This is a genomic window from Lactobacillus sp. ESL0679, assembly GCF_029433515.1.
Taxonomy (GTDB): domain Bacteria; phylum Bacillota; class Bacilli; order Lactobacillales; family Lactobacillaceae; genus Lactobacillus.
In genome coordinates this window covers 312615-337582 of sequence record NZ_JAQTIG010000002.1, presented here as the reverse complement: position 1 = coordinate 337582, position 24968 = coordinate 312615, and the positions used below count along the sequence as shown (strand labels likewise).

General features: G+C 35.0%; 23 protein-coding genes, 1 tRNA gene and 1 other annotated feature. Of the genes, 18 read left to right on the top strand and 6 right to left on the bottom strand.

Annotated features, from left to right (window positions below; genetic code table 11):
* The first annotated feature begins 340 nt into the window (after positions 1-340).
* The 3 genes from PT287_RS04555 to PT287_RS04545 are packed head-to-tail and all read left to right on the top strand — an operon-like array spanning position 341 to position 4972.
* The gene (locus PT287_RS04555) at positions 341-1462 is read left to right on the top strand and encodes an NAD(P)-dependent alcohol dehydrogenase (protein WP_277132963.1); all 1122 of its coding nucleotides are present in this window, start codon (positions 341-343) and stop codon (positions 1460-1462) included.
* Between the two features lie 15 nt (positions 1463-1477).
* Entirely contained in the window at positions 1478-3121 is a 1644-nt protein-coding gene (locus tag PT287_RS04550) for an FAD-dependent oxidoreductase (RefSeq protein WP_277132961.1), read from the top strand.
* A 27-nt stretch (positions 3122-3148) separates the two neighbouring features.
* Positions 3149-4972, top strand: a complete 1824-nt coding sequence (locus tag PT287_RS04545) for an FAD-binding protein (RefSeq protein WP_277132959.1) — start codon at positions 3149-3151, stop codon at positions 4970-4972.
* 158 nt (positions 4973-5130) lie between these two features.
* On the opposite strand, the gene eno is transcribed toward PT287_RS04545, so the two are convergent.
* Positions 5131-6417, bottom strand: coding sequence for a phosphopyruvate hydratase (eno, locus tag PT287_RS04540; protein WP_277132958.1), 1287 nt, complete (start codon positions 6415-6417; stop codon positions 5131-5133).
* A 239-nt stretch (positions 6418-6656) separates the two neighbouring features.
* Between eno and PT287_RS04535 the strand changes: the two genes are divergently transcribed.
* Positions 6657-7487 carry a DegV family protein gene (locus PT287_RS04535; RefSeq protein ID WP_277132956.1) on the top strand — a complete coding sequence of 277 codons (831 nt, stop codon included), beginning with the start codon at positions 6657-6659 and terminating at the stop codon, positions 7485-7487.
* 36 nt (positions 7488-7523) lie between these two features.
* Here the strand turns inward: PT287_RS04535 and PT287_RS04530 are convergent, their stop codons facing one another.
* Entirely contained in the window at positions 7524-8105 is a 582-nt protein-coding gene (locus tag PT287_RS04530; RefSeq protein WP_277132954.1) for a phosphatase PAP2 family protein, read from the bottom strand.
* A 300-nt stretch (positions 8106-8405) separates the two neighbouring features.
* Positions 8406-8495: transfer RNA gene (locus PT287_RS04525), tRNA-Ser, on the bottom strand.
* Positions 8496-8747: 252 nt separating this feature from the next.
* On the opposite strand from PT287_RS04525, the gene pnuC reads away from it, so the two are divergent.
* Positions 8748-9461, top strand: coding sequence for a nicotinamide riboside transporter PnuC (gene pnuC / locus PT287_RS04520; RefSeq protein WP_277132952.1), 714 nt, complete (start codon positions 8748-8750; stop codon positions 9459-9461).
* A gap of 157 nt (positions 9462-9618) precedes the next feature.
* Here the strand turns inward: pnuC and PT287_RS04515 are convergent, their stop codons facing one another.
* The gene (locus tag PT287_RS04515; RefSeq protein ID WP_277132950.1) at positions 9619-10986 is read right to left on the bottom strand and encodes a serine hydrolase domain-containing protein; all 1368 of its coding nucleotides are present in this window, start codon (positions 10984-10986) and stop codon (positions 9619-9621) included.
* A gap of 185 nt (positions 10987-11171) precedes the next feature.
* Here PT287_RS04515 and PT287_RS04510 point away from each other — a divergent pair, with 185 nt between their 5' ends.
* Together PT287_RS04510 and PT287_RS04505 are read left to right on the top strand one after the other, a co-directional pair.
* Complete coding sequence (locus PT287_RS04510; RefSeq protein WP_277132981.1) at positions 11172-12938, top strand: oligopeptide ABC transporter substrate-binding protein; 1767 nt, start codon at positions 11172-11174, stop codon at positions 12936-12938.
* A 24-nt stretch (positions 12939-12962) separates the two neighbouring features.
* Entirely contained in the window at positions 12963-13877 is a 915-nt protein-coding gene (locus PT287_RS04505) for a proline-specific peptidase family protein (protein ID WP_277132949.1), read from the top strand.
* A gap of 254 nt (positions 13878-14131) precedes the next feature.
* Here the strand turns inward: PT287_RS04505 and PT287_RS04500 are convergent, their stop codons facing one another.
* Entirely contained in the window at positions 14132-15019 is an 888-nt protein-coding gene (locus PT287_RS04500; protein ID WP_277132948.1) for a LysR family transcriptional regulator, read from the bottom strand.
* Between the two features lie 120 nt (positions 15020-15139).
* Here PT287_RS04500 and PT287_RS04495 point away from each other — a divergent pair, with 120 nt between their 5' ends.
* From PT287_RS04495 to PT287_RS04460, 8 genes are all read left to right on the top strand, one after another.
* On the top strand, positions 15140-16960 hold the full coding sequence (locus tag PT287_RS04495; protein ID WP_277132946.1) for an FAD-dependent oxidoreductase: 1821 nt from the start codon (positions 15140-15142) through the stop codon (positions 16958-16960).
* Between the two features lie 605 nt (positions 16961-17565).
* Positions 17566-18033: a hypothetical protein gene (locus PT287_RS04490; RefSeq protein WP_277132945.1), complete on the top strand. Its 468-nt coding sequence runs from the start codon at positions 17566-17568 to the stop codon at positions 18031-18033.
* Positions 18034-18035: 2 nt separating this feature from the next.
* Entirely contained in the window at positions 18036-18746 is a 711-nt protein-coding gene (locus PT287_RS04485) for a GntR family transcriptional regulator (protein ID WP_277132944.1), read from the top strand.
* A 108-nt stretch (positions 18747-18854) separates the two neighbouring features.
* Positions 18855-19283, top strand: a complete 429-nt coding sequence (locus PT287_RS04480; protein WP_277132943.1) for a PTS sugar transporter subunit IIA — start codon at positions 18855-18857, stop codon at positions 19281-19283.
* An 11-nt stretch (positions 19284-19294) separates the two neighbouring features.
* Positions 19295-19777, top strand: a complete 483-nt coding sequence (locus PT287_RS04475) for a PTS sugar transporter subunit IIB (RefSeq protein WP_277132942.1) — start codon at positions 19295-19297, stop codon at positions 19775-19777.
* Between the two features lie 2 nt (positions 19778-19779).
* Positions 19780-20565, top strand: a complete 786-nt coding sequence (locus PT287_RS04470) for a PTS sugar transporter subunit IIC (RefSeq protein ID WP_277132940.1) — start codon at positions 19780-19782, stop codon at positions 20563-20565.
* On the top strand, positions 20555-21385 hold the full coding sequence (locus tag PT287_RS04465; protein ID WP_277132939.1) for a PTS system mannose/fructose/sorbose family transporter subunit IID: 831 nt from the start codon (positions 20555-20557) through the stop codon (positions 21383-21385). The genes PT287_RS04470 and PT287_RS04465 overlap by 11 nt, the downstream gene beginning before the upstream one ends.
* Before the next feature lie 23 nt (positions 21386-21408).
* A complete protein-coding gene (locus PT287_RS04460) occupies positions 21409-22413 on the top strand; it encodes an SIS domain-containing protein (RefSeq protein ID WP_277132937.1) in 1005 nt (334 codons plus the stop codon).
* A gap of 137 nt (positions 22414-22550) precedes the next feature.
* Here PT287_RS04460 and PT287_RS04455 read toward each other — a convergent pair whose 3' ends face one another.
* Positions 22551-22862 (bottom strand): TipAS antibiotic-recognition domain-containing protein, encoded by a 312-nt coding sequence (locus PT287_RS04455; protein ID WP_277132936.1) that lies wholly within the window; start codon positions 22860-22862, stop codon positions 22551-22553.
* Positions 22863-23060: 198 nt separating this feature from the next.
* Between PT287_RS04455 and PT287_RS04450 the strand changes: the two genes are divergently transcribed.
* From PT287_RS04450 to PT287_RS04440, 3 genes are all read left to right on the top strand, one after another.
* Complete coding sequence (locus PT287_RS04450; RefSeq protein ID WP_277132935.1) at positions 23061-23576, top strand: dihydrofolate reductase; 516 nt, start codon at positions 23061-23063, stop codon at positions 23574-23576.
* Positions 23573-23764: a hypothetical protein gene (locus PT287_RS04445; protein WP_277132934.1), complete on the top strand. Its 192-nt coding sequence runs from the start codon at positions 23573-23575 to the stop codon at positions 23762-23764. Before PT287_RS04450 ends, PT287_RS04445 begins: the two co-directional genes overlap by 4 nt.
* Before the next feature lie 61 nt (positions 23765-23825).
* Positions 23826-24065, top strand: a binding site (T-box leader).
* A gap of 44 nt (positions 24066-24109) precedes the next feature.
* Positions 24110-24964, top strand: coding sequence for a MetQ/NlpA family ABC transporter substrate-binding protein (locus PT287_RS04440; RefSeq protein WP_277132933.1), 855 nt, complete (start codon positions 24110-24112; stop codon positions 24962-24964).
* The last annotated feature ends 4 nt before the right edge of the window (positions 24965-24968 follow it).

The following is a 24968-nucleotide window of genomic DNA, read 5'->3' as shown; positions in this document are numbered from 1 at the left end:
TTTGTTTTTGAGCATAAAAAATATCCTGTTAAAGAATACCATAAGGAAATTCATCAACAGGAAAAAGTGTACAGCCATTTAATTCTAAGCCCCCTTTTTTCTTGGCGTAAAAACATCAATTAAAGAAATAAGTAAAGAGTAAAAGAATGCGTTTTAAAAAAATATTTTGCTTGTTCAAACTATCATTTGACTTGATAAGTCAATGTAATTGTCTATATTACGGAAATTTGGATGATTATTTCTTTAAAAATCCGTTTAAATGTAAGCGGTTATGTGATATAGTACACTTTAGTAAAAATAAAAATTTAATTATAACTATTGTCAAGAAGAGGCAAATTTTATGCAAATTAAAGCAGCTGTTTTAAATGAACAAAAAAAAGATTTAGATTTAGAAAATGTTGTATTGGACGATCCTAAGAGTAATGAAGTCTTAATTAAGACTGTTGCTTCGGGAATTTGTCATAGTGATATTGAATTCCAAGATGGTGGTTTTCCAATTCAATTGCCAGTAATTTTAGGCCATGAAGGTGCAGGGATTGTCGAAAAAGTAGGTTCCAATGTGACTGCTTTTAAGAAGGGTGATCATGTTGCCGTGGGCTTTGCATCAGACGGCACGTGTCATTTTTGTCGTAATGGCTTGCCTGGATCATGTGTCAACTTTAATAAACTTAACACTAGCGGTGGCCCAATGGCTGATGGTACCTATCGGTTACATAAGCAAGATGGTAAAGATATTGGTAACTTCTTTGGTCAATCTTCATTTGGGGATCATATGGTAGCTAACGTCAATAATTTAGTTAAAGTTCCTGATGATTTAGATTTGAGACTTGCTGGACCTCTTGGCTGTGGTTACATGACTGGTGCGGGAACGGTACTGAATTCTTTGAAACCAGAATTGGGTTCTAATTTAGCTGTGCTAGGAACAGGTTCAGTAGGTTTATCTGCAATTATGGGTGCAGCTGTATCTAACTGCAAGCATGTAATTGCAATCGATAAAAATGACATGCGTTTAGATATGGCCAAAGAGTTTGGCGCAACAGATACAATTAACAATACTAAAGAGAACATGATTGAAGAAATTCAAAAGATAGTTGGTTCCCAAGGATTAAATTATGTTGTTGATACAACTGGTGAGCCTGATGTTATGAAGGCAGGTTTAACTGCTTTGACAATTAAGGGACAATTTGCAGTAGTTGCAATGGGAACAAAGACAATTAAAGAACTTAGTCCAATGATTGATATTTTATCGTTCTCTAAGAGCATTACCGGTATTATTGAAGGTGACTCTGTTCCACAAGAGTTTATTCCAGAGATGATTGATTTGTATCGTTCCGGTAGATTCCCAATTGACAAGATTGTTAAGTTCTATAAACCAGAAGAAATTAATCAAGCAATCAAAGATTCGGTTGCTGGAACAACAATTAAACCGATTATTATTTTTGATGATCAATATCAAGCATAAAGATAGGAGCTTTCGATGATAAAAGATGGAACATTTCAAGGAACTGCACAAGGTCATAACGCTAATATCGAAGTTGCTGTTTCTGTAGAGAATAGCAAAATATCTGCAGTTAAAGTTACTGATCATAAAGAGACGGCATTACTTTCAGATAATGCACTAAAGTTAATTCCAGAAAAAATTGTTGCCAATCGATCAACTGCAGTTGATGCAATTACTGGTGCAACGTTTACTTCAAAAGGAATTTTAAATGCTACAAGAGCTGCTTTGACTAATGCAGGGGCAAGCAAAAATGATTTTTCTGGCTCAGAAAAAATTACTAAGCAAGAACATCAAATTACTACTGATGTTGTAGTTCTGGGTACAGGATTGGCAGGGTTAAATGCTGCAATCACTGCTAAAGAAAGTGGAGCAGATGTTGTCTTAATTGAAAAAACAGGACGTTTAGGCGGTAATTCTGTTGTTTCAGGTGGATTCATGTATGCTACTGGCAGTAAATTTAATAAGGATCAAGATAATGACCCAGAAAATTTACTACAGTTTTATGAAAACTTTGCTAAAAAAGACGGTGGCGAAATTGATCACGACTTAGTTAAAACTATTGCTGATAATTCTGGCGCTGCAGTTGATTATTATGCTGATAAATATGGCGTAGAATTTATGGCTATGTCATTGGGAATTTCTAAGAAACCTCGGACACATATTAATTACAAGCTAGGGCCAGTGGCAATTATGGCACCACTTTATAAGCATATTGAAGAGCTTAACATCCCTGTCTTATACAACCAAAGTCATGAAGAAATTAAAACTGATAATAGTCGAATCGCCGGTGTAACTACAGTTGGTAAATATGACGATTACGATATTTCATGTAAGTCTGTAGTTATTGCAGTTGGCGGTTTTGATGGCTCAAGAAAAACTCGTGATAAATATGCACCAAGTGCTAAAGGCACTCGTTCAATGTCAACACCGTATAATGATGCTGATTATCTTAAACTCACGGAAAGCTTACATGCAGCTTCAGAATTCAAAGATGGCGTAATGGGAATTATGACTGCTAACTACTTATCAGTTGGTGGTGCCGCTAATTCATTAGTTGTCTTAGGTAAAACAATAGCAGTAAACAACTTAGGCAAGCGCTTTACTAAGGAAGGGCAACATTATTCATTAATGTATAATGATGCTCGTAAATCCGAAGGTAACAAGTTCTTCTGGATTTTTGACAAGGATAATGAATCATATAAAGTAGCTGCTACAATACCAGAAGCTAAAAAGTGTGCTTCATTAGCTGATGTTGCTCAAGTAGTGGGCTGTGATCAGCAAGAACTTAGTGATACTGTCTCCCGCTATAATTCTTTTGCTGGTAAAGAAGACCCTGATTTTGGCAGAGATGATATTAAACCTGTTGCACAAGATGGCCCTTATTATGTAATCGAAGGTTACCCAACAACTGTTGCCGGCTTTGGTGGCTTAAAGATTAATACGAATGCCCAAGTTTTAGATACTTCTGATAAACCAATTGCTGGAGTTTATGCGGCTGGTGAATCAGCTACGGGACAAATTTTTGTTCATACTTATCCTTCAACAGGGACAATGCTTACTACTTGTACTGTGTTTGGCAGAATTGCAGGTAAGAATGCCGCAAATTATGCTAAAAAGTAAAGCTCTTTATTAACCGAGGTAAAACTAATGATTGTAAATAAAAATACGTATTATGACGCAAGCTATGATGTAGTTGTTTTAGGCTTTGGTGGTGCCGGTGCTACTGCTGCCCGTTTCGCTGCAGATAATGGCGCTAAAGTTTTAATTGTTGATTCAGCTCCAGAAGGTCACGAAGGTGGTAACACTAGATATGCAGCTGAATTAGTTGGTTATAGCAGCAGTGAAGCTGACTATCGCAATTACTATGAGCATTTAGCACAACATTTTGAGATTGATCCAGAAATTGAAAACACAGTAGTTCATGGTATTACTCACATGAAAGAATATTTTAAGAAATATTTAGGTGTGGACAATCCAGTAAGTTATAAGACCATTTTAGGACTTCGTGACGATGCTGTAATTGCGGATCATCCTGATCTTCCGGGTGCTAAGAGCTACGATATGATTACTTTGAAGCCAGGAATTTTTAATGCTTCATTATGGAATGTATTAAGACAAAATGTCTTAGACCGCAGTGATCAAATTGATGTCTGGTATTCTTCACCTGTTAAGCACTTATTGCAATTGCCAAACAAAAAGATTGTTGGTGCACAAATTGAACGTGATCACGTTTTGCTTAATATTTATGCTAAAAATGGTGTAGTACTGACAACAGGTGGGATTGAAAACAATCCGCAAAAAGTACAAGACTATATCGGCTCTAACAAGTTGGTTCCTTTGGGAACACTGTATAACAAAGGTAAGGGTATTGACCTCGCTCATGAAGCTGGCGCAGACATGTGGCACATGTCAATGTATGCAGCTGGTGGAATGCAACAAGCATTTGCATTTTATGAACCAGGAATGAAGCGGGCACCATTTTACATGGGCAACCCAATTTTCTATACTGGCAGTATCTTTACTGTGGGCGACGACGGTACCCGTTACTTTAAAGAAGACCAAGGGGCACGTGAGGGTTATGTTGAAAATCATGGTTCATGGTATAAACCACTGAATCCAATTCACCCATACTTTGTCTTTGACCAAAAGCAATACGACAAGATTAGCAAGATTGACACGTTCCCTGACAACAAGGCACTTAATTCAGTTGTCAAAGGTGATACTGTAGCTGAATTAGCAGAAAAAATGGGCGTAACTGTTGAAAAACTGCAACAGACAATTGACGAATTTAACTTGTTTGCAGAAAAGCAATATGATTATGCTTTCCACCGTGCTCCAGAAACTTTAACTGCATTTGACAAGACAGGTCCGTATTACGCAGTTCTGCTTGTACAAACAATTGGATGGTCAGAAGCCGGTCCAAGAAGAAATGCCCGTGCAGAAATTCTTGATCCTGACCATAAACCAATTCCTCATTTATATGGTGCAGGCGAGTTGGGCAGCAATATGTCTAACTTATATCAAGGTGGTTCTGACCTTGGTGATTGCTTAATCTTTGGTAAAATTGCGGGTCAAAATGCCGCTCATCCAAAGGATGATGGCAATTGTGGCGGGCTTTGTGTTGATTCAGAAGCAGATAAGCCGCTGCCACCTAAGCCATCCAAATCTCTGGCTTCTGATCTAAAAAAGGAAGATTATCCAGTAGGCCCTAACCAATACATTGGTAAGTCAAATCAGGGCATGGGTGATGAGATTGTTGTCCGGGTTACCACTTCGAACGGAAAAGATTTGGAGAACGTTGAAGTCTTGAAGCAAGCTGAATCAGATGATTATGGTTTGAAGGCAATTAAAGAATTACCGCAAAAAATGGTTCAAGAAGATTCTGTTGATGTTGATGCCGTTTCAGGCGCTTCAAACACAAGTCGCGGCTTAAAAGACGCAGTCAAAGATGCATTAAGTAAAGCTAAATAAATAACTATTCAAAATATTAACGTGGAAGAAAGCCAGTAGGGCTTCTTTACAGAAAAAAAGAGTAAAAAAATAGATCAAGATGTTTCCAAAAGGAATTCTTGATCTATATTTTTTTGTCTAAGAAATCAATTTTTCATAGACGGTTTAAACTATATATACTAGTCTTTGTCAACGCTATCTGGGAAGAAGGCAAGACGTTCGCCATCACCAAGTTCTTCTTCGATTTCAAGCAAACGGTTGTATTTTTCAACACGTTCTGAACGAGCTGGAGCACCAGTCTTCAATTGACCACCGTTAACAGCAACAGCAAAGTCAGCGATAAAGGTGTCACCAGTTTCACCTGAACGGTGAGAAATCATGGTGTTGTAACCATTCTTACGTGAAAGACGAATAGTTTCCAAAGTTTCGGTTACAGTACCAATTTGGTTCAACTTGATTAATGAAGCATTACCAGCACCTTCCTTAATAGCTTTAGTTAAAAGCTTAGGGTTAGTACAAATAAAGTCATCCAAAACAATTTGAATTCTGTCTTTGTGAGTTTCAGTAAATTTAATCATACCGTCAACGTCGTTTTCGTCGTATGGGTCTTCGATTGAGATTAATTCTGGGAATTCACCAAGCAACTTGTCGTAGTAATCTGATAATTCTTGATCATCAAGAACTTTACCTTCGAAGTGGTACTTCTTGTCTTCTTTGTTGTAGAAGTATGAAGCAGCACAGTCACAAGCAATAGCAATATCTTCACCTGGTTTGTAACCAGCCTTAATGATTGCTTCGTGTAAAGCCTTCAAAGCTTCTTCTGAGCTCTTCATGTTAGGAGCAAAACCACCTTCGTCGCCGAGGCCAGTTTCGTAACCCATGTCTTCAAGAACTTTCTTCAAAGTGTGGTAAGTGTTAACGATCTTTTCAAAACCATCACGGAATGAAGTCTTCTTAACTGGAGTAATCATGAATTCTTGAACATCGATACCATTGTCAGCGTGTTCACCACCGTTAATAACGTTATGGAATGTTTGTGGCATTTCAAGGTCAGTTCCGCCAAGGTATCTGTAAAGTGGTTGGTGACTGTCTTTAGCAGCAGCAACAGCAGTAGCCATTGAGACACCTAAGATAGCATTAGCACCAAGAGTAGCCTTGTTTGGTGTACCGTCTAATTCGATCATAACGCGATCAATATTTGCTTGATCGTGAGGATCTAAGCCCTTTAAGGCTTCAGCAATTTTAGTGTTAACATTGTTAACAGCCTTAGAAACACCTTTACCACCAACACGACTGCCACCGTCACGCAATTCAACGGCTTCGTTTTCACCAGTTGAAGCACCTGATGGCACTTCAGCCTTGCCTACAATACCGTTTGAAAGGGTAACAAAAGCTTCAACAGTTGGGTTACCACGTGAATCATAGATTTCCAGTGCATGAACATTTTCAATGACTGATTTTAACATCTAAAAACCTCCTAGAATAATAAATGTTGTACAACTTTTGTGTACATACATTAGCTGGAGCACCGGCTCCATCTCTACATGACAAATTTTAGCCTAACTTTGTGATTCTGTAAACATTTGAAAGCGATTTCTATAATTAAAAATTTTTAGTCGCTTTTTTGCCGGTTTTGCTTTATTATTTATCTATACAATTTAATTCATAAATTGATTTTGTATTTAATTTAAGGATGTATCAATAAATGGAAGAAGTAAAATTAATAATTGATTCTAGTGCCAACGAAAATACCGACCAAATGGTACAAGTAGTGCCGCTGACAATGACCATTGCTGGTCAGGACTTTATTGACGGCGACCAACTTGATGTTGATCAGCTAATTGCCGAGATGGCAAAGAATACTGAAGCTGGTAAGACATCTTGCCCAAGTATTAATGAATGGCTTGAAGCATTAGAGGGCAGTAATCGGGCAATTTTAATGACGATTACTAGTGGTCTTAGTGGCAGTTTTTCTTCAGCGTTTCAAGCAAAAGAAATGTATGAAAAGAAACATCCTAACAGTCATGTAATTGTAGTAGATTCTCGTTCTGCTGGTCCAGAAATGTCTGTTATTTTAAATGAAATTAAGCGATTGATTAATGGTAAATTGCGATTTGTTGATTTAGAACAAAAAATTTCGGAATATAAAACGCATACCCATTTGTTATTTATTTTGCAATCATTGCATAATTTGTCGCTAAATGGCCGTGTTAGTCCTGCTGTTGCTAAAGTTGCACGGATGCTGAAGATTGACCTTGTTGGTACTGCCAGCAAGGAAGGCAAACTAGAGCCACTAGCAAAAGTCCGCGGGATGAAGCGGGCGCTGAAAGAAGTCATTAAGCGGATGGCTGAGATGAAGTATCAGGGTGGTCAAGTAATTATTGATCATTGCAAGAATGAGAAGGATGCCAAGACACTTAAAGAAAAGATTATTGAACTGTATCCGCAAGCTCAAGTAATTATTCGCTCGATGAAAGGGTTATGTACCTTTTACGCTGAAGAGGGCGGATTAATGATTGGCTTTGAAGATTTATAAAGAAAAAAGACAGGTTTCAACTGAAACTTGTCTTTTTTAAATAATGGCTAATAATATCTGCTGCGAAATTGTAAAACAACAGATGGCTAAGCTCGTTGCACCAATAACGTCGGAAGGATAATGTGCTTTAAGACTTAAGCGGGAAATGACAACCATTAACCAAATCATTCCTAATGCAATGACTAGCCAACTAGCGAGTTCCTTGCCGAAAACCTGCAGGATAATGAGAACCATACAAGTAGCGCCCAAGACATGGCCACTGGGAAAGCTGTAGCCATCCTCTAAATCGGAATGCTCAATCGGCCGTTTGCGATGCATCCAACGCTTGAGTAAAATCCCCGTAATATCAGTAAAACCTAACGTGGCAATTACCCATAGTGCTGTGATATTTCTTTCCTCATTAATGAGAAAGCTGGCAAGCAGGATGTCCCAAACTACCATTAACTTAGGATCATTAATGAAAGCAACGATTTGCCAACTAAAGCCATCGTGATTTCTAACTAACTTGTGATGCAGCCAATGATCAAAGAGATTAAAGCGACGTGAATTGCGAATGTTAACAATAAGAATTAGCAGAATAAAAGCGGACAGAGCCGCAAGCCAAATACTTGTTTGCATATATAAATCACTACCTAGAAATACTTACTGAAGCTATTTTACCAGTATTTCAAGACCGGTATGTACCGTTTAAAGCTGGTCTTGAATAAAACTTAAGAAATCAGCATTTTTTGTAACTATTTTGTAAAAATAGTAGAGATGAAAAATAATTCTGTAAGAAGCTTTATTTTAAATTTAGCCACAAATTAATAAATTTGAATAGAAAAAAAGGGAGTTTCTTTTATGAAACTCCTTTTTTTAGTTTAGTATGCATCGCTATAAATAAATGCCATTATATCAGTATATATCTACCTATATTTAAGGAGAGTACAGGATTTGAACCTGCGCGCCAAGGAAAAACTTGGTTCGCCGGATTTCGAGTCCGGTGCATTACCACTCTGCCAACTCTCCACAACAAAGAACATTATACCCTATTGCCTCTTTTTTTCCAAATTAAATTTAGAAATTTTTGCTTACAATTATATTTTTAAAAATCTTTATCCTATTTTTACTAAAGCTATAAGATTTTTTTATCAAATTATTCAAGTTCTCGTCCTGACTGGATTGCCAACATTTAAAAAATTGTATTTTAGGAAAAACACATGATATGATAGGTAACATGTTTAAAAATACTAAATATTGTATCTGTAAGGAGAGGGAATAATGAAAATACAGCCAAATACCGATGTCTTCAGACTTAAGTGGTATGTTGAGCAAATGCGTGGTTGGAGTTTTAAGACTTATTTATTATTAATGCTGGGAATTGGGGTAATTATTGGCACTACCATTAGTTCGCCAATAAATACCATTTCGCTAGTAACAATGATTGCGGCAATTATGGGCTTTACTTGTACGCTGGCAATTACAAATGCTAAGCCATTAAATGGTATTTTGGGGCTCTTATCAGCACTAATTTATATAGTGGTGGCAATTAATGCTCGTAATTATGCCGATGTTGTCTTGCAAGCATCATATATCTTTCTATTAGACTTGCCGGTTTTGTTACTGCCTGCATGGGCAAAAGACGCAGAAAAGCATATTCACGGGTTAAATGCATCTAAATGGCTGCTCACTTTGATTTTCTTTGCTGTTGTTACTGGTGCTCTTTATTTTATGGATACCAAAATTTTTATTAGCCCTCGGCCATGGATTGACGCCTTTGCGGGTTCAATTGGAGTAACTGGCTCATTATTGTGTACTTTGCGTTTTCGCGAACAATATTATTTTTGGACAATTCAAGGAATTATGTCAATCATTCTGTGGGGCGTGACGGCTTTTCAAGGGGATGCTAATTTAACTTTGTTTGTCACTTATATTTTATATATGAGTAATGACTTACTGGCGTTTACGGATAAAAATACCCATTGGTTCCATTAATTTATACTGCTGTTAATACACGATTTCGATATTTTGATCGAAGTTGTGTATTTTTTCTTTAATTGTTGGGGATATAACCGAAAATTAATCATAAAAAAGCCCTAACTTCGAAAAAAGATGGAAGTTAGGGCTAAATTAAAGCAAATTATAAAAAATGCTATACCCTTTCAAACTCTGTTGGCTGCTTTAATGCTGGCTCGGTTAAAATCTTCAGAGCATTATCGCCTAAAGTGATTGGCAAAAGTTCATGCTCGTATAATCGCTCTTCAATAAACATAGCACCTTGATTATTGATCATCACGGGATAACGCCATTTTCCTAAAGTAACCATTAAATTGTCATTGTCAGCGCTCAAAGTAACTAAGCCATATCCTGGATTATGATAATCACCTAATTGAGCAGCGTCAGCTTTAACATGATTCCATGTTGCTCCCTTCAAAGCGTTAAGTTTCTTTTCTTTATTTGCAATCTTAGCTGTCATTGTTTCGGATACTTTAGTTGCCCAATCAACTGTGTTAATGCCTAATGCAGCATCAATTGTTTGGTAAGCTAAAGCAAAAATTGCATCAGTAGAATCCATATTGGTTGTAAATACAAAAGCTAAATCAAGGTCCGGCACAAAGCCCAAGAATGAACAATAGCCAATGTATGAACCACTATGATAAAAATACTTGTGGCCACGATAATCTTCCATCATCATTCCCAAACCATAGGCAGCAAAGTTGGCACCACCATAAGCACGGTTGGGTAGCATAATTGATTGTGGTAAATACCGCTGAGCTGTGACTTCATTTTTAGTTGTTTTTTGCGTTTGCAATTGAAATTTTGCCCAAGTAAGTAGGTTAGAAATAGTCGCAATCATGCTGCTAGCACCGCCAACCTTGCCTGGTGCGATAAAAGGCACTTCTTTTGTCACATTATTATCTCTGATATATGGTTTAGTGATTCTAGCAAATGGTGCTTCATGATGATTAATGTAAGTATCGTTCATTTCAAGTGGCTTAAGCAAATGCTCACGTTCATACGTACCATAATCTTCGCCAATGACTTGTTCCATTACATAGGTTGTTACTGCAAAAATTAAATTGCTATATTGCATTTTTTGTCTTAATTCATGAGTAGGCTGTAAATAACCAACATGTTCTGCTTTTTCTTTTAAAGATAGGTCGTGCTTGTTCATATTGGTAAAACGCATCAAATCATGTGCTGGCAAGCCACTTTGATGACTTAATGCATCTCGCCAGGTCAGGTGTTCTTCAACATATTTATCAACCATTTTAAAATCTGGCCAAGAATTTTTTAAAGGCTCGTCCAAATTTATCTTACCTGCATCTGCAAGCTGACAAATTGCTGTTGCTAAAAATGTTTTCGAAATTGATGCTAGTGGGTACAAGCTATCTTCTTTTGCGTCGCCGTATACATGACTAAAGTCTTCACCATGTTGATAAATGCCCACACCTAAACTTGGTAAGTGAAATTCTTTAATTACTTTTTCAGCAAAATTATTAATTCTTTCATTATCCATAATTAAACCTCTATCTCTCAAATATCATGAAGCTTAAAGCTATATTTAGTATTAATAATAGCTAGTATTTTACCCTAACTAGCTATAAAATTAAACATTATTTCATTAATTTGATGTTTTTATGAAAATATTATGATATATTATTTAAATATGAAATTAAATGTAGAAACGAGTGATATATCATGATGAGCAAACAAAATTTATTTAAATCTATCGGAATTATAAGCCTTTCTGGTCTTGTCCTAGCCGGATGTGGCAAGAACAACAATGGTAAAGATGAAACCAAAACAGCATCTAAATTTCCAATGTCAACCCCGCAAAAAGCTAGCAAAAAGGGCGGCACGGTAAAGATTGGTCTTGAAACTGACACACCTTTTGCTGGAATATTTTCACAAGAATTATCTTCTGATGACATTGACTCCCAAGTAGCAGCCCCAGGTCTTGAAACACTATTTGATAGCGACGACCATTACAAAGTTACTGACAAGGGACCAGCTACTCTTAAATTAAATGTAAAAAAGAAGACTGCTACTATAACGATTAAAAAGGGCGTTAAATGGTCTGATGGCAAGCAGGTTGTCGCTAAGGACTATGAATATGCTTACGAAATTTTAGCTAATAAGGCTACCAATTGTCCAAGATACAGTAGTCAGTTTGAGATTCTTAATGGGCTTAAAGCTTATCATGATGGTGAAGCTAAGACTATTTCAGGAATTGAAATACCTGATGGTGATAATGGTAGAACTGTTATTATGCACTTTAAGGAACTCAATCCTAGCATGTTTAACACTGGAAATCGCTATTTATGGGATGTGGCTGAACCCTATCACTATTTAAAGGATATACCTTTCTCTAAATTAAAATCTTCCGATAAAATCAGAAAAGAGCCACTGTTCTTTGGTGCTTTCAAAATTGATAAAATCGTCCGCGGCCAGTCCGTTACTTGGACACCTAATAAGTACTACTGGCGCGGCACGCCAAAATTAGACAAGATTATCATTTCTGTGGTTTCACCTAATTCTGCTTCACAAGCAATTAAAAGTCATAAATTTGACGTGATGCAGGTCATTAACACCCAGTGGAACCAAGTTAAAGATACTAAAAAAGTCAATTTCATTGCCCAAATTCCGTTGAGCTATCACTACTTAGCCTTTAGAGTTGGTAAATGGGACAATAAGGCAAGTAAAAACATTGAAAATCCTAAAGCAAAAATGAATAACAAGGCATTGCGCCAAGCTATTGGTTATGCAATGAACGTTGATGCGGTTGATAAACGTTATACTTATGGCCTAACTTTTAGAGTTCCAACCTTGATTCCATCGCAATTCGGTGATTACTTTGATAAAAATGCTAAGGGCTATTCTTATAATTTGAAAAAGGCTAACAGCATTTTAGATAAAGCTGGATATAAAAAGAAGGTTAAGTGGCGCAGGCAACCTAATGGCCAACCATTGACTATTAATATTGCGGCCATGAGTGGTGACTCAACCCAAGAACCTATTATTCAAAATTATATTCAACAATGGCATAAAATTGGTCTAAATGTTCAATTAGCATCAGGACGTTTAATTGAGCACAACTCGTTTTATGATAAACTTCAACACGATGATCCGGGAATTGATATGTTTATTGGTGGCTGGTCTATGCCATCAGAACCGTCACCGCAAACCTATTATAGTGAGACTGCGCCATTTAATATGTCTAGATTTGTGACTGTCAAAAATAATAAATTGATGACAGAAATCAATTCTTCAAAGGCTTTTAACCACAAATATCGGGTGCAAAAGTTCCATGAATGGCAAGAATACATGAATGACGAAGCTTATGTCATTCCAATTGATAATTCTTACCAAATTACCGCAGTTAATGACAAGTTGACGGGTTACTCATTGAAGCCATCACACACAAACAACTACCAACCGTTGTGGTATAAAGTAGGATATATCAAATAATTATTAACTATTCGAGGAGAAAATATGAAAACCGGATCAAAAATTATTACATTGGATAATGGCTATCATTTATGGACAAGTACGCAAGGTGAGGGTGACATTCATTTGCTTGCACTACATGGAGGTCCTGGTGGTAATCATGAATATTGGGAAGATGCGGCTGATCAATTAGCCAAGCAAGGTTTACATGTTCAAGTAACAATGTATGACCAATTAGGCTCACTATACTCTGACCAACCCGATTACTCAGACCCTAAAATTGCTGAAAAATATTTGACTTATGAGTACTTTCTTGATGAAGTTGACGAAGTTCGAGATAAATTGGGATTAGACAATTTTTATCTAATTGGTCAAAGCTGGGGCGGACTTCTTGCACAAGAATACTCTGTAAAATATGGTTCACACCTTAAAGGTACTATTATTTCTTCAATGGTTGATGAAATTGATGATTATATCGACTCAATTAATCGCCGCAGACAAGAGATTTTACCGCAAACAGAAATTAACTTTATGCGTGAATGTGAAGATAACCATGATTTTGCCAATCCACGCTATCGCGAAGACATCCAAATCTTGAATATTAACTTTCTGGATCGACGTCAGCCATGCAAGTTGTATCACATTAAGCGGATTGGTGGCTTGCCTGTCTATCATACTTTCCAAGGTGATAATGAATTCGTCGTTACTGGTAAATTGAAGGATTGGCACTTTAGAAAATATCTAAATCAAATTACGATGCCAACTTTGCTGACTTTTGGTGAAGAAGACACAATGCCACTGGAAACTGCAAAAATTATGCAGAAAGAGATTCCCAATTCTCGTTTAGTAACAACACCAGATGCCGGCCATCACCAAATGGTAGATAATCCTGATGTCTATTACAAGCACGTTGCTGACTTTATTAAACAAGTTGAGGCAGGTACGTTTAAAGGAGAATAACCCTTTATTAGAGTGTACAGAGTATTCAAAAATTTAATAGATGAAAAAGAGAACATTGCTACTTAGCAATGTTCTTTTGCTTTGGTAAAAAGTATTGCATTATTATTGACGGATATGAGTGTAGTATCTAAGTTAATAAAAATATTAGAGCTACTAGATTTGTATATTTGGAATTTGAACTGCACAAAATGAATATCTGGATTTATTTTATTAATAGTAATTACAAAAATTTGATAGTTGGTTGTGAATAAGCGCTAGATAAAATACTTTGTAACACAAGGCACAAAATCTTTAATGGTTGGATTAATAGTGTTTTTTAGAAAAGAGAGTCCGTAAACATAAGGAAATTCATCTGGATATCCTAAAGGAATGACCTTAAAATCAGGAGAATCTTTAACACTAGCTAAATCTACCATCATAGCAATGCCAAGATTACCCTTTACAAAGGTATGAGAGAGTAATACTGAATCAGAATATAAATAATTTGCGTTGGGACATATTTTTTTAATTAAGCGTTGAAGCTTGAACTGTCGTGGAGGACAAATATTAGCATTAAAGAAAATCATAGTTTCATTCTTTAAATCGGTAATTTTCAATGATTTGTGGTTAGCAAGGTGATTTGCGTTAGGCACAATACATGCAAACTGTCCCTTGATTAATGGGATAAACTTAATGTTCTGTGAATTAATAATATCTTGCATGGAAAAAATCACATCGCATTGTTGGCTTAATAAATGCTGCTTTAAAACATTGTGGTCAAAATTTTCTAGGTATAGACGAGAATCGGGATGCAACTTATTAAATTGCTTAATTAATTCAGGAAACTTTTGAATTTCGTAATAGGTGCTAGTATAGCCGATAGCAAGGGAAGAAAACTCTTTTTCCTCTGCAGCTCGTGCGCTTTGGATAGTTGCATCTAATTTAACAAGAATTGATTGAACATTTTCGTGTAAAATTTTTCCTCCCTCGGTTAGTTCTACAGTTCTTTTATTGCGGTTGAATAATTTGAAGCCTAAATCTTGTTCTAATTTATTGATTGCATGGGTTACTGCAGGTTGTGTTAAATTAACATTCTTGGCTGTTTGTGAAAAATTCAACGTCTCGGCAAGGTTAAGAAACAATCTTAAATATTCAGTATTCATGGGGTTTTCTCCGTTATTAATAAAACTCTTTTATTAATAATAATACTATTTCATTTCACTGTCTTTAATTTAAGTGATATTTTTAACATGAATTTAAAAAGAAAAAAGGAGAAATTCATAATGGAAAAATTGAAGTCAGGTATATATAAAATTACTGCAGCTGGTTATGAAAATAATTCAACTGATATAGAAGTTGAAATTGCCGATAATCAAATTAAAAAGATAACGGCAAATAAAGAAATAGTTCCTAATAGTCTTGAAGATGCAGTATTTTCTCAAATTCCGCAAAAAATAATCTCAGACCAGTCTTTAGCCGTTGATACTTTAACTGGTGCTTCTTATTCAAGTAAAGGGTTAATAGACGCAGTTGCTAATGTTATTAAGCAAGCAGGTGGTGATCCTAAAGAATTTGAATATGGTACAACAAATAACTCAAAAGAAGTTGATAAAAATACTTCAACGTCAGAGCAGAAATCAGAATATCAAAATTGGTGTAGTAAACCAGATAAGATCGATCAGATAAAAGAAACTGATTTCTTGATTTTAGGAGCCGGTATTTCGGGTTTAGCAGCTGCTGTACAAGCTGGTGAACTAGGAATGAAAACTACTGTAATTGAAAAAAATAGTTTTGTAGCTGGTAATGGTGGCGGTGTTGAAGGTATCTTTGGCATTAATACTGATATGCAAAAAAAGGCAGGTATTCATGCAGAAAAAGAGGAGATCATTGCCCGTGAACAGGAGCTTGCTCAATATCGTACAGGCGGTTCTTTCTGGGTCGATCTAGTTAATAATTCTGCCGAAAATATTAGTTGGCTGTTAAAGCAGGGGGTTCAACTAATTAATGTTGATGATTACCACGGTACCTGTGCTTTTCCAACATTTCATTGGTTTAAGGGCGGTTTTGCCTCAGAAGGCTATGTTCCTTATATGAAGAAACGTGCAGATGAATTAGGTATTAATTTCGTTTTGAATTCTAGTGCTATTGGAATTATGTACGATGGCGACAAAGTAACAGGAGCATATATTCGTAATGCAAATGGTAAGGTAACTCAGATTAACGCTAAAGCCACATTACTAGCTACCGGTGGTGTTGGTCATAATCCAGAATTAATTAGAAAACAGGGTTGGCAGACAGAAAACCTGCATTATTGTTCAATGCCAAGTAATACCGGTGATGGTTACATGATGGCAATGTCGTTAGGTGCTAAAGATATGCTTATGGAATCTGCAGAATTTATGATGAATTATATTCAAGCTCTTCCACATGAAGGCGTTCATTTGTACATTGACCCAATTAATGGTTTCATGTCACTACCATCAGGCGGACCAGTGGTGTTTGTTAACCAGGACGGTGCCCGCTTGGTTAATGAAAATGTTAAGAAATATAATTTGCTTTATCAAAGAATGGCAATCAAATCCACTAAAGTTACTTATGAAGTATTTAGTCAAAAGATTTACGACATGATAACTAAAGGGATAGATGGCGCCGATGAAGTTTTAGCCGAAGCCGTTAAAACAAACGATGGTAACTCTTTATTCAAGGCAGAAAAGATTGAAGACTTGGCCAAAGCTGTTGGCTTACCGGTTGCTGACTTCGCCGAAACAATTAAAAAGTATAATTCTTACTGTGCTAATGGCAAAGATGAAGAATTTAACAAAGAAAAAGAAATGTTAGTGGCTTTGGATGAAGGACCATTTTATATTGCCCGGTTGGATCCATCAAATCTTATTGGTGTTGGTGGTATTGGGTCAAACCGTAAGTTTGAAGTTATTCGTGATAATTTTGATAAAATCCCAGGTCTTTATGTTTCAGGAGTAGACAGTACGATGCAATACCGTAATGTTTATACAATTACTTTAGGTGGATCTGCTTGTGCGCATAATGTTAACTCAGGTCGTCATGCAGCAATGAATGCTCAAAAGTATATTGAAACTCTTTAATTTGAATAGAGTCTTTTATTAGTCATAAAAATATAAACTAAGCAGCAGTTCAGTATTAGCAAAAATACTGAACTGCTGCTTTTTTGTTGCACAACTATTTTTTGAATCAAAAACCATTTGATATATTTCGTTCGAAAATAATTTGATTTTTTTAATAATGAAGCTGCTTGCATTATTGATAAGAAAACTAGCAAGTCAAATGACCTTTACGTTAAACTTGTTAAAGCTGATTTAAAAGTATATTTCAAATGGATAAAGGATTATAAAAGTAAACATACTGATGGTGTTTTATCAAATCCTTAGCTATTTACTTTTTAGTTATTTTTCAGTTATTGTCAATATAATTGAAAATTAATCATAAAGAGATCTAATTTTGAAAAAATAAGAAAAGATAGGTCTAAGTTAAAATTTAAAATACTTCCATAGAAAGTACTATACTTTTTAAAACTCTGGCGACTGCTTTAATGCTAGTTCGATTAATATTTTACTAAAAATTTTTAAAAATACTAAAGGTAAGTCTAATAATTAAGTTGAAAATTCACTATAATAGCTATGAGTATTTGTAGTTATAAAAGTAATATTGTGGATTGAAAGATATAATATTTATGAAAAAAGTCAAATTAAGAGAATACACGACCCCATTACTTATTGATTATGCAGATGAAGTTACTTTGGTGAAAAATAAGAAAGTTGAAAGTACTAATTTTTATAACGCAATTTTTGGACGTGAAATAGCAAGTTTAAGATACCGTTTATTTTTATTAAAAAATCAAAACCAGCCAATTGCTGTAATTAAATCATTAATACCAGTAGATCAATCAAGCAATCAATTGGTTTTACGAGATATAGATGAAAATATGGAATTAAGTGTTGACCATCAGTATTCGGCTCACAACATTTCACAAATGGTCATGTTAACTTGGGCATCACAAGAAGAAAAGAAATTATTGGGCAAAGCTAATACCGATTTACAGGTTTTAATAAGAAGTTTGAAAATAAAAAATGAATATAATTCGATTATTAGAATAGAAGAAGATAGTATGCTACCAGAATATTTTACGTTGGAGAAATAAAATTGGAACAGTACTTATATGAGCAAGCCAAGAAAAAAATATTAGATCTGATTACAACAGGTAAATTTCAGCCTAATCTTAGAATTTGGAATGAACGGTTATTATCACAAAGATTAGGATATAGTCGCTCAACAATTAAGCATGCAATCAATTCATTAGTATCAGATAATATTTTAGAAAAAAGGACAGGAGATGGTACTTATTTAGTAGATGCAGAAATTAATAACCTTTTAGAAATAGGCGAAAATTCACCTAATTCTTTTAGCCAAGTAACACGAATTAATAAGAAAACCTCTTCTAGTCACGTTGAATCATTTAAAGTAGTTTACTATGACCCAACTCAAAGGCACTTGTTTGGAGATATTGAAGAATTTTATGAATTAATTCGAACAAGAATGGCCAATGGTAAGGTTGTGGCTTTACAAAGATCATATATTCCATTTAGAAAATTTTCTGATGCGCATCGATATGATTTCAGTAAGTTATCGTTATACGATTATATGGATAATAAAAATCAAAAGCCTGTTAACTTTAATACAAGTATTAAAGCTGTTGAGCGGTCATCTATTTCATTACAAATGAATTTGATAAAAGAAAAGTATTTACTATATTTTGAATATCTCGGGTATACAAAGGATAATGAATTAGTAGAGTTCACTAAATCTTGGTATGATCCGAATACAATTGAGTTTGCTATGAACATCAAATATTAAATTGGTTGTCAAATTGGTTCAATATTTTAAGCTATTTTTTTGGAATAGCTTTTTTTTATTGCTTGAAAGCGATTGCTCTATTAATATAAAAAACTGGAGGCGATAAGTATGGAGATTATTTTAGCAAGCCATTCTAATTTAGCAAAAGGAATGTATGATTCTGTCAGTTTAATTATGGGAAAACAAAAGAATTTGCATTATTTGACGGCTTACGTTAATGATGGAATTGATTTCAAGGACCAATTAATCCAAGAAATAGAACCAATTAAAGACAACTTGATTTTATTTGTGACAGATATTATTGGTGGTTCTGTAAATACAACAATTGCTCAAGTTGTGGCACAAAATGAAAAATATTTTTTGATTTCAGGAATGAATTTACCTTTAGTTTTAGAGTTAATTAATGGAATTAGTGGTTTAGATGATTCTAATTCGTCAGAAATTAAAACTAAGTTACAGGAAATTGTTAAGTTAGGAATTTCTGGCTTGAAATTAGTTGAACTTAACAACAATGAAAATGAAGAAGATACTTTTTAGGAGGTACTTAAATGATTGTAATGACAAGAATTGATTATCGGTTACTACATGGACAAGTAGCCTTTGCATGGACTAATAATTTATCTGCTAATGCTATATTAATTGCTAACGATTCAGTAGCAAAAGACGTATTTCGAAAGAAGACATTACAACTTGCCAAGCCTGATAATTCGAAATTGATATTCAAGACTATTTCTGATTCTGCAGAGGCTATTAAGAGTGGTGTAACAGACAAGTACCGTGTATTTGTCATTGTTGAAAATATCAGTGATGCATATCGATTAGCTAAGTTGACTCCGGAAATAAAATTGATTGATTTGGGCTTATCTGCAAAAGTAGAAAATTCTAAGAATATTGCGAAATCAGTTTATGTTACTGATGATGAAATAGAAAAGTTAACGGATTTGGAAAATGATGGCATAAAGGTTGTAGTTCAACAGGCTCCAACTGATTCAGCTCCTGAATTTAGTAGCTTAGTTACAAAGGAGAGGTAATAATGGCTTTACAAATTTTGGGAGTGTTTGTAATTGCTTTGATTGCAAATATGCAAGACTTTTTAGGATCATCTTTTATTGGACGTCCAATTGTCACTGGTTGTTTGATTGGACTCGTTTTTGGTAATGTCACAGAAGGACTGAAAATGGGTGCCACTTTAGAATTAGCCTTCTTAGGATTGATGGGTGTTGGTGCAACAGTGCCGCCTGATGAAATAATTGGGGGAATTTTGGCAACAGCTTTAGCCCTGAAAAATGGTTATGGCGTGAGTGTGGCTTTAACTTTAGTTATACCAATTGCAACATTAGGATTACTTGTTAAGAATTTATTATACGTTGTTGTATTTCCAGCAATGGCACATAAAGCCGATAAGTATGCAGATGAAGGGAAAATTATGCAAGCTGGCAATGTGCATCTATGGGCTTCAGGAACACGAATATTATTGATGACATTAGTAACAACTATTTCTTTTGCCCTTGGAAGTAATTTAGTTAGTTCATTTGTCAAAATTATCCCGCAAGCATTAATTGATGGAATTACGATTACAACGGAAATTTTGCCAGCTGTTGGTTTTGCAATGCTATTAAATATGTCGTTTTCTAAAAAAGTGGCCCCATTTTTCTTCCTCGGCTTTGTATGCGCTGCGTATTTAAAACTAGATATGGTTGCAGCCTCAATTATTGGTGCAATAGCAGCCGGAATAATGTATATCATTTTGACAGAAATTAGACAAAACCAATCAACAAGTAATGTAAGTTCAACGGAGGTTGAAGAAGATGACTTCTAATAGCAAAGGTAGCTCAAAACATTTAACCAAAAAAGATTTACGTGGCATCTTTTGGCGTAGTTTACCAATGGAAGCTTCGTTTAATTATGAGCGAATGATGAGTATGGGTTTTGCCTATACTATGGCTGGTATTATTAATAAACTTTACACTAATTCTGAAGAGCGTAAGGCAGCAATGAAGAGACATCTCGAATTTTTTAATTGTACTTCAGCTACCTCACCATTTATTGCTGGTGTTTTAGCTTCAATGGAAGAAAAAAATGCTTCAGATGATGAATTTGATCCTTCATCGATTAACTCGATGAAAACTGGATTAATGGGACCATTATCTGGTATCGGTGATTCTGTTTTTTGGGGAAGTTTAAGAATAATCGCTAGTGGAATTGGTATTTCTTTAGCACAAAAAGGTAGTATCTTAGGACCAATTTTATTTGTAATATTATATAACGTACCAAATATGCTGGTAAGATATTATGGCACAATGTGGGGCTATAAACTTGGAACAAAATTTATTGATCAAATGGCTAATGGTCTAATGAATACTATTACCTATGTCATTAATATTTTAGGAAATACTGTAATTGGAGCAATGGTTGCTTCAATGGTTGTAATTAATATGCCTGTTGCAATCAGTGCCGGTAACCACCCTGACACGATTCAAAGTATGTTAAATTCGATAATGCCTGATTTATTACCTCTTGCTGTTACTTTCTTTGTTGCATGGCTGTTAAAGAAAAAGCATGTAAAGATGATGTGGATTTTACTTGCCATTTTAGCTATTAGTGTATTAGGAGCATTCTTAGGCTTTTTGAAACCATAAAGGATGTATAGGAGATTTTATAAATGTATTTCAATAAAGAAGAATTTATTAATAATTACGAAAAAGCTGTCAACGAATTTCCGAAAGTTGAAGAGGTTGCATTAAACTTAAAAGCTTTAACAATCAAAAAAATATATTTTACTGGATGTGGAGGTTCATTTACTAAATTTGTTGATTTGAGACCTTTAATGTTTAAAATATTAAAGGTTCCTTTCATAATAGTAAGTCCTGAAGAATTAACAGATCTTTATTTAAATGATTTGAATGAAAACAGTTTAGTGGTTTGTGGTTCTAACTCAGGAGAAACAGAAGAATTGATAAAAGCTTTATCAATTATAAAGGATAAGTCTCCTAAAACAACTATTGTAGGGTTTGTTCGTGAAAAGGACACTACAATGGAAAAAATGGGAGCATTAAAATATAAATTAAATTCGATTGATACTGATGTTAATTTGCTTGATTTAGGTTGGTTGTTAGAAATGTATAGCGATCAAACTGTTTCAATGAATACTTCTAAAGCAGTTTCGAATTTGTTAGCAATTAAAGAAAAATTGGCAGATAAAATTGAAGTTTTACTTCCAGATGCAGTTAAAAAGGTTAATTCAACTGATTTAAATGACTTACAAATATGGGTTTCTTCTGGTAGAGCTTGGGGAGAAGTTTGTTGTTTTTCGAATTATATGTCAGAGGAAATTCAAAGAATAAAAAGTCAAGCTATTCATTCAGGTGAGTATTTCCATGGACCGTTTGAAATTACTGATGAAAATCAAAGTATTAATGTAGTTTTAAACAGTAATGATACTAGAAATATTGATTTACGAGTTGTAAATTTTGCTAAAAAATATGCTAAAGATTGTTTTATAGTTGATATGAAGTCGTTTGAATTAAACGATTTACCTGAGAATTTACGAGTTTTTGTTGAACCATATGTTTTAAATCATTATTTTGATGCGTTGCATAATATTTATTCTAATAAGACTGGCAGATCGTCAAGAACACGTAGATATTATCGTCTTATGAAATATTAAATTGAGTATATTCATATTATTAATGCACGATTCCGGTATTTTTTGGAGTTGTGCATTTTAATTTGCTTAATTTTCAATGTTGCTATGTCAGCCAACAAAAAAGGTGAGATTCTTCATTAATTGAAGAATTTCACCTTTTATTTTGCTAAATGTTCTTTGACAATTTTGACTAAAATTGCGGTTGCACCTTTACCAGCCTTATCATCATAATATGACTTGTAGCGAGCTTCTTTTTCATAGTCATCGACTAGTGCTAAGTGGATTTCAGGGGAATAGTTCGGCATAATTATTTGTAGCCATGCCTTATGATTGGCAAAAATGTCGTCGCCTAGTTCCGCTTCTTTGGTAGGATCTTTAACAACTGCTTGCAAACTGCGGACAAGGTTTGCTTCAGCAACCTTCATTTTGTTGAAATTTTCAGCCGTCTTTTTATCGTCTTTTTTAGTCATTACTGATACTCCTCAATTAAATTTATCCTATTAACTATAGCATATTGGCCATTATAATTCCTGAATTAATTTCTAACCACTAATTTAAACTTAAAAGTTAGACCAATCAGACTTCAATAAGCGATAAAATTGGTCAAGCTAAGACCTTAAAGAACAATTAAAGTTAAATAAACCGTATAATAAGGTAGAGGTGAATAGATGATTACTTTTGTATGGGCAGAAGATCAAAAAGGTCAAATTGGTCTAAATGGACATTTACCATGGCAATTGCCGGGGGATATGAAACACTTTAAGGAAATAACAATCGGCCATCCGATAATTATGGGGCGAAAAACTTTTGCAAGTTTGCCGCGATTATTACCGCAAAGGCTGCACGTTGTTTTAACTAAAGACGAGCAACTAATTTCAAAATATGCAGAAAATAAGCAAGTTGTCACGGTAAACTCATTGACTGCATTAAATGATTGGGTTACTGCCCATGAGCAAGAGCAAATCAGCGTAATTGGCGGTAATTCTGTTTTTGCTACATTAAAAGAGCGTGTTGATGTTCTAGAACGGACCGTAATTGACGCCACTTTTGCTGGCGATACGGTGATGACAGCTCTTGATTATCAACAATTTAATTTGATTAAAACAGTAAAGCATACTCCTAATGAGCAGGATAAATATCCGTATACTTTTTTAACTTATTTACGAAAGGAAGTCCAAAAATGAAGCAAGTTATCTGGTCTGGTGTAGTTTTCTTAATCTGTGTTATTGTTTTAATCAGTAGCTTAATTCAAGCTGAGACAGCCAACTATAATTTTTGGTGGCAAGTCATTGGCATGGCAATTGTAACTTATAGCGTTGGTCGTTACCATATGGTTCAGATTAAGGCTTTCAAAAAAACTCACAATAAATAAATTTTATTCTGGGGTTGACAGAGAGTAATTCGAATGTTAAATTAATAAACAATTAAATAATTAATACATCTTGAAAAGCAGAGTAACTATTTTTCTTAACAATAAAGAGAGTTGGCAGTGTGGTGAGAGTCAGCAGTTAAGTAGTAGCGAACATGGGCTTGAAATGATGACTGTTAGTGATATTTAGCTAATGGCGGAGTTGCATCCGTTATCTTTGCAAGCTATTGTTTGATAGCTAGTGAGGTTTATTACGTGAGTAATAAACAATTTAAAGGTGGTAACACGAGCATTCGTCCTTGATTGGGACGGATGCTTTTTTTATTGCAATTTTGGAGGTAAAGGTCGTTGAGTAATAAAAAACGTCGCAATTTAATTGTTGGAATACTAGTTGTTGTTATTGTAATTATTGCTGCTTGGTTTGGATTTGGGTCAGGATTACATCATAACTCAAACTCGCATACTGTAACTGTCGGTGTGGTTGGTGAAAGTAAGCCCGAGGAGGCTATTTGGCAGCATGTTAAACAGACGGCCAAAAAGAAATATGGTGTAACGGTGCAGATTAAAAACTTCACTGATTATAATCAACCAAACAAAGCCTTAAAGAATGGTGACATTGACCTGAATGCCTTTCAACATTATTCTTTCTTGGCAAGTTGGAACAAGGCTAATCATGGTGGTGTAGTTCCAATTGGCAAAACCTATATCGCACCAATTAGATTGTATTCTAAGAAGTATCACAAGTTAACGCAGTTACCTAATGGCGCAACAATTGCGGTACCTAACGACCCAACTAATGAGTCTCGAGCTTTATTTGTCCTAAAAAACGCTGGCTTGATCGGTTTACGCAAGGGTAAAAGTCTTGTTACGGTTTCCGATATTGTTAAAAACCCACGTAATTTAAAGATTAAAGAAATCAGTGCTGAACAATGTGGTCGGGTAATCAACTCAGTTGATGCCGCAGTTGTAAACAATGACTTCTCCGGTCCTGCTGGCTTAGGCAAGAAGCAAACAATCTTTGTTGAGCCAGTTAACAAGGACTCACAACAATGGATTGATATTATCTGTGCTAAGAAAGGCAAGACTGATAATAAATATTATCAAGCCGTTGTGAAGTCATACCAAACAGAAGAAACCAAGAAATTATATAAGAAGTATTACGGCGACATGGAGGTTGCTGCTTGGGACATTACCTTAAAATAGAAAG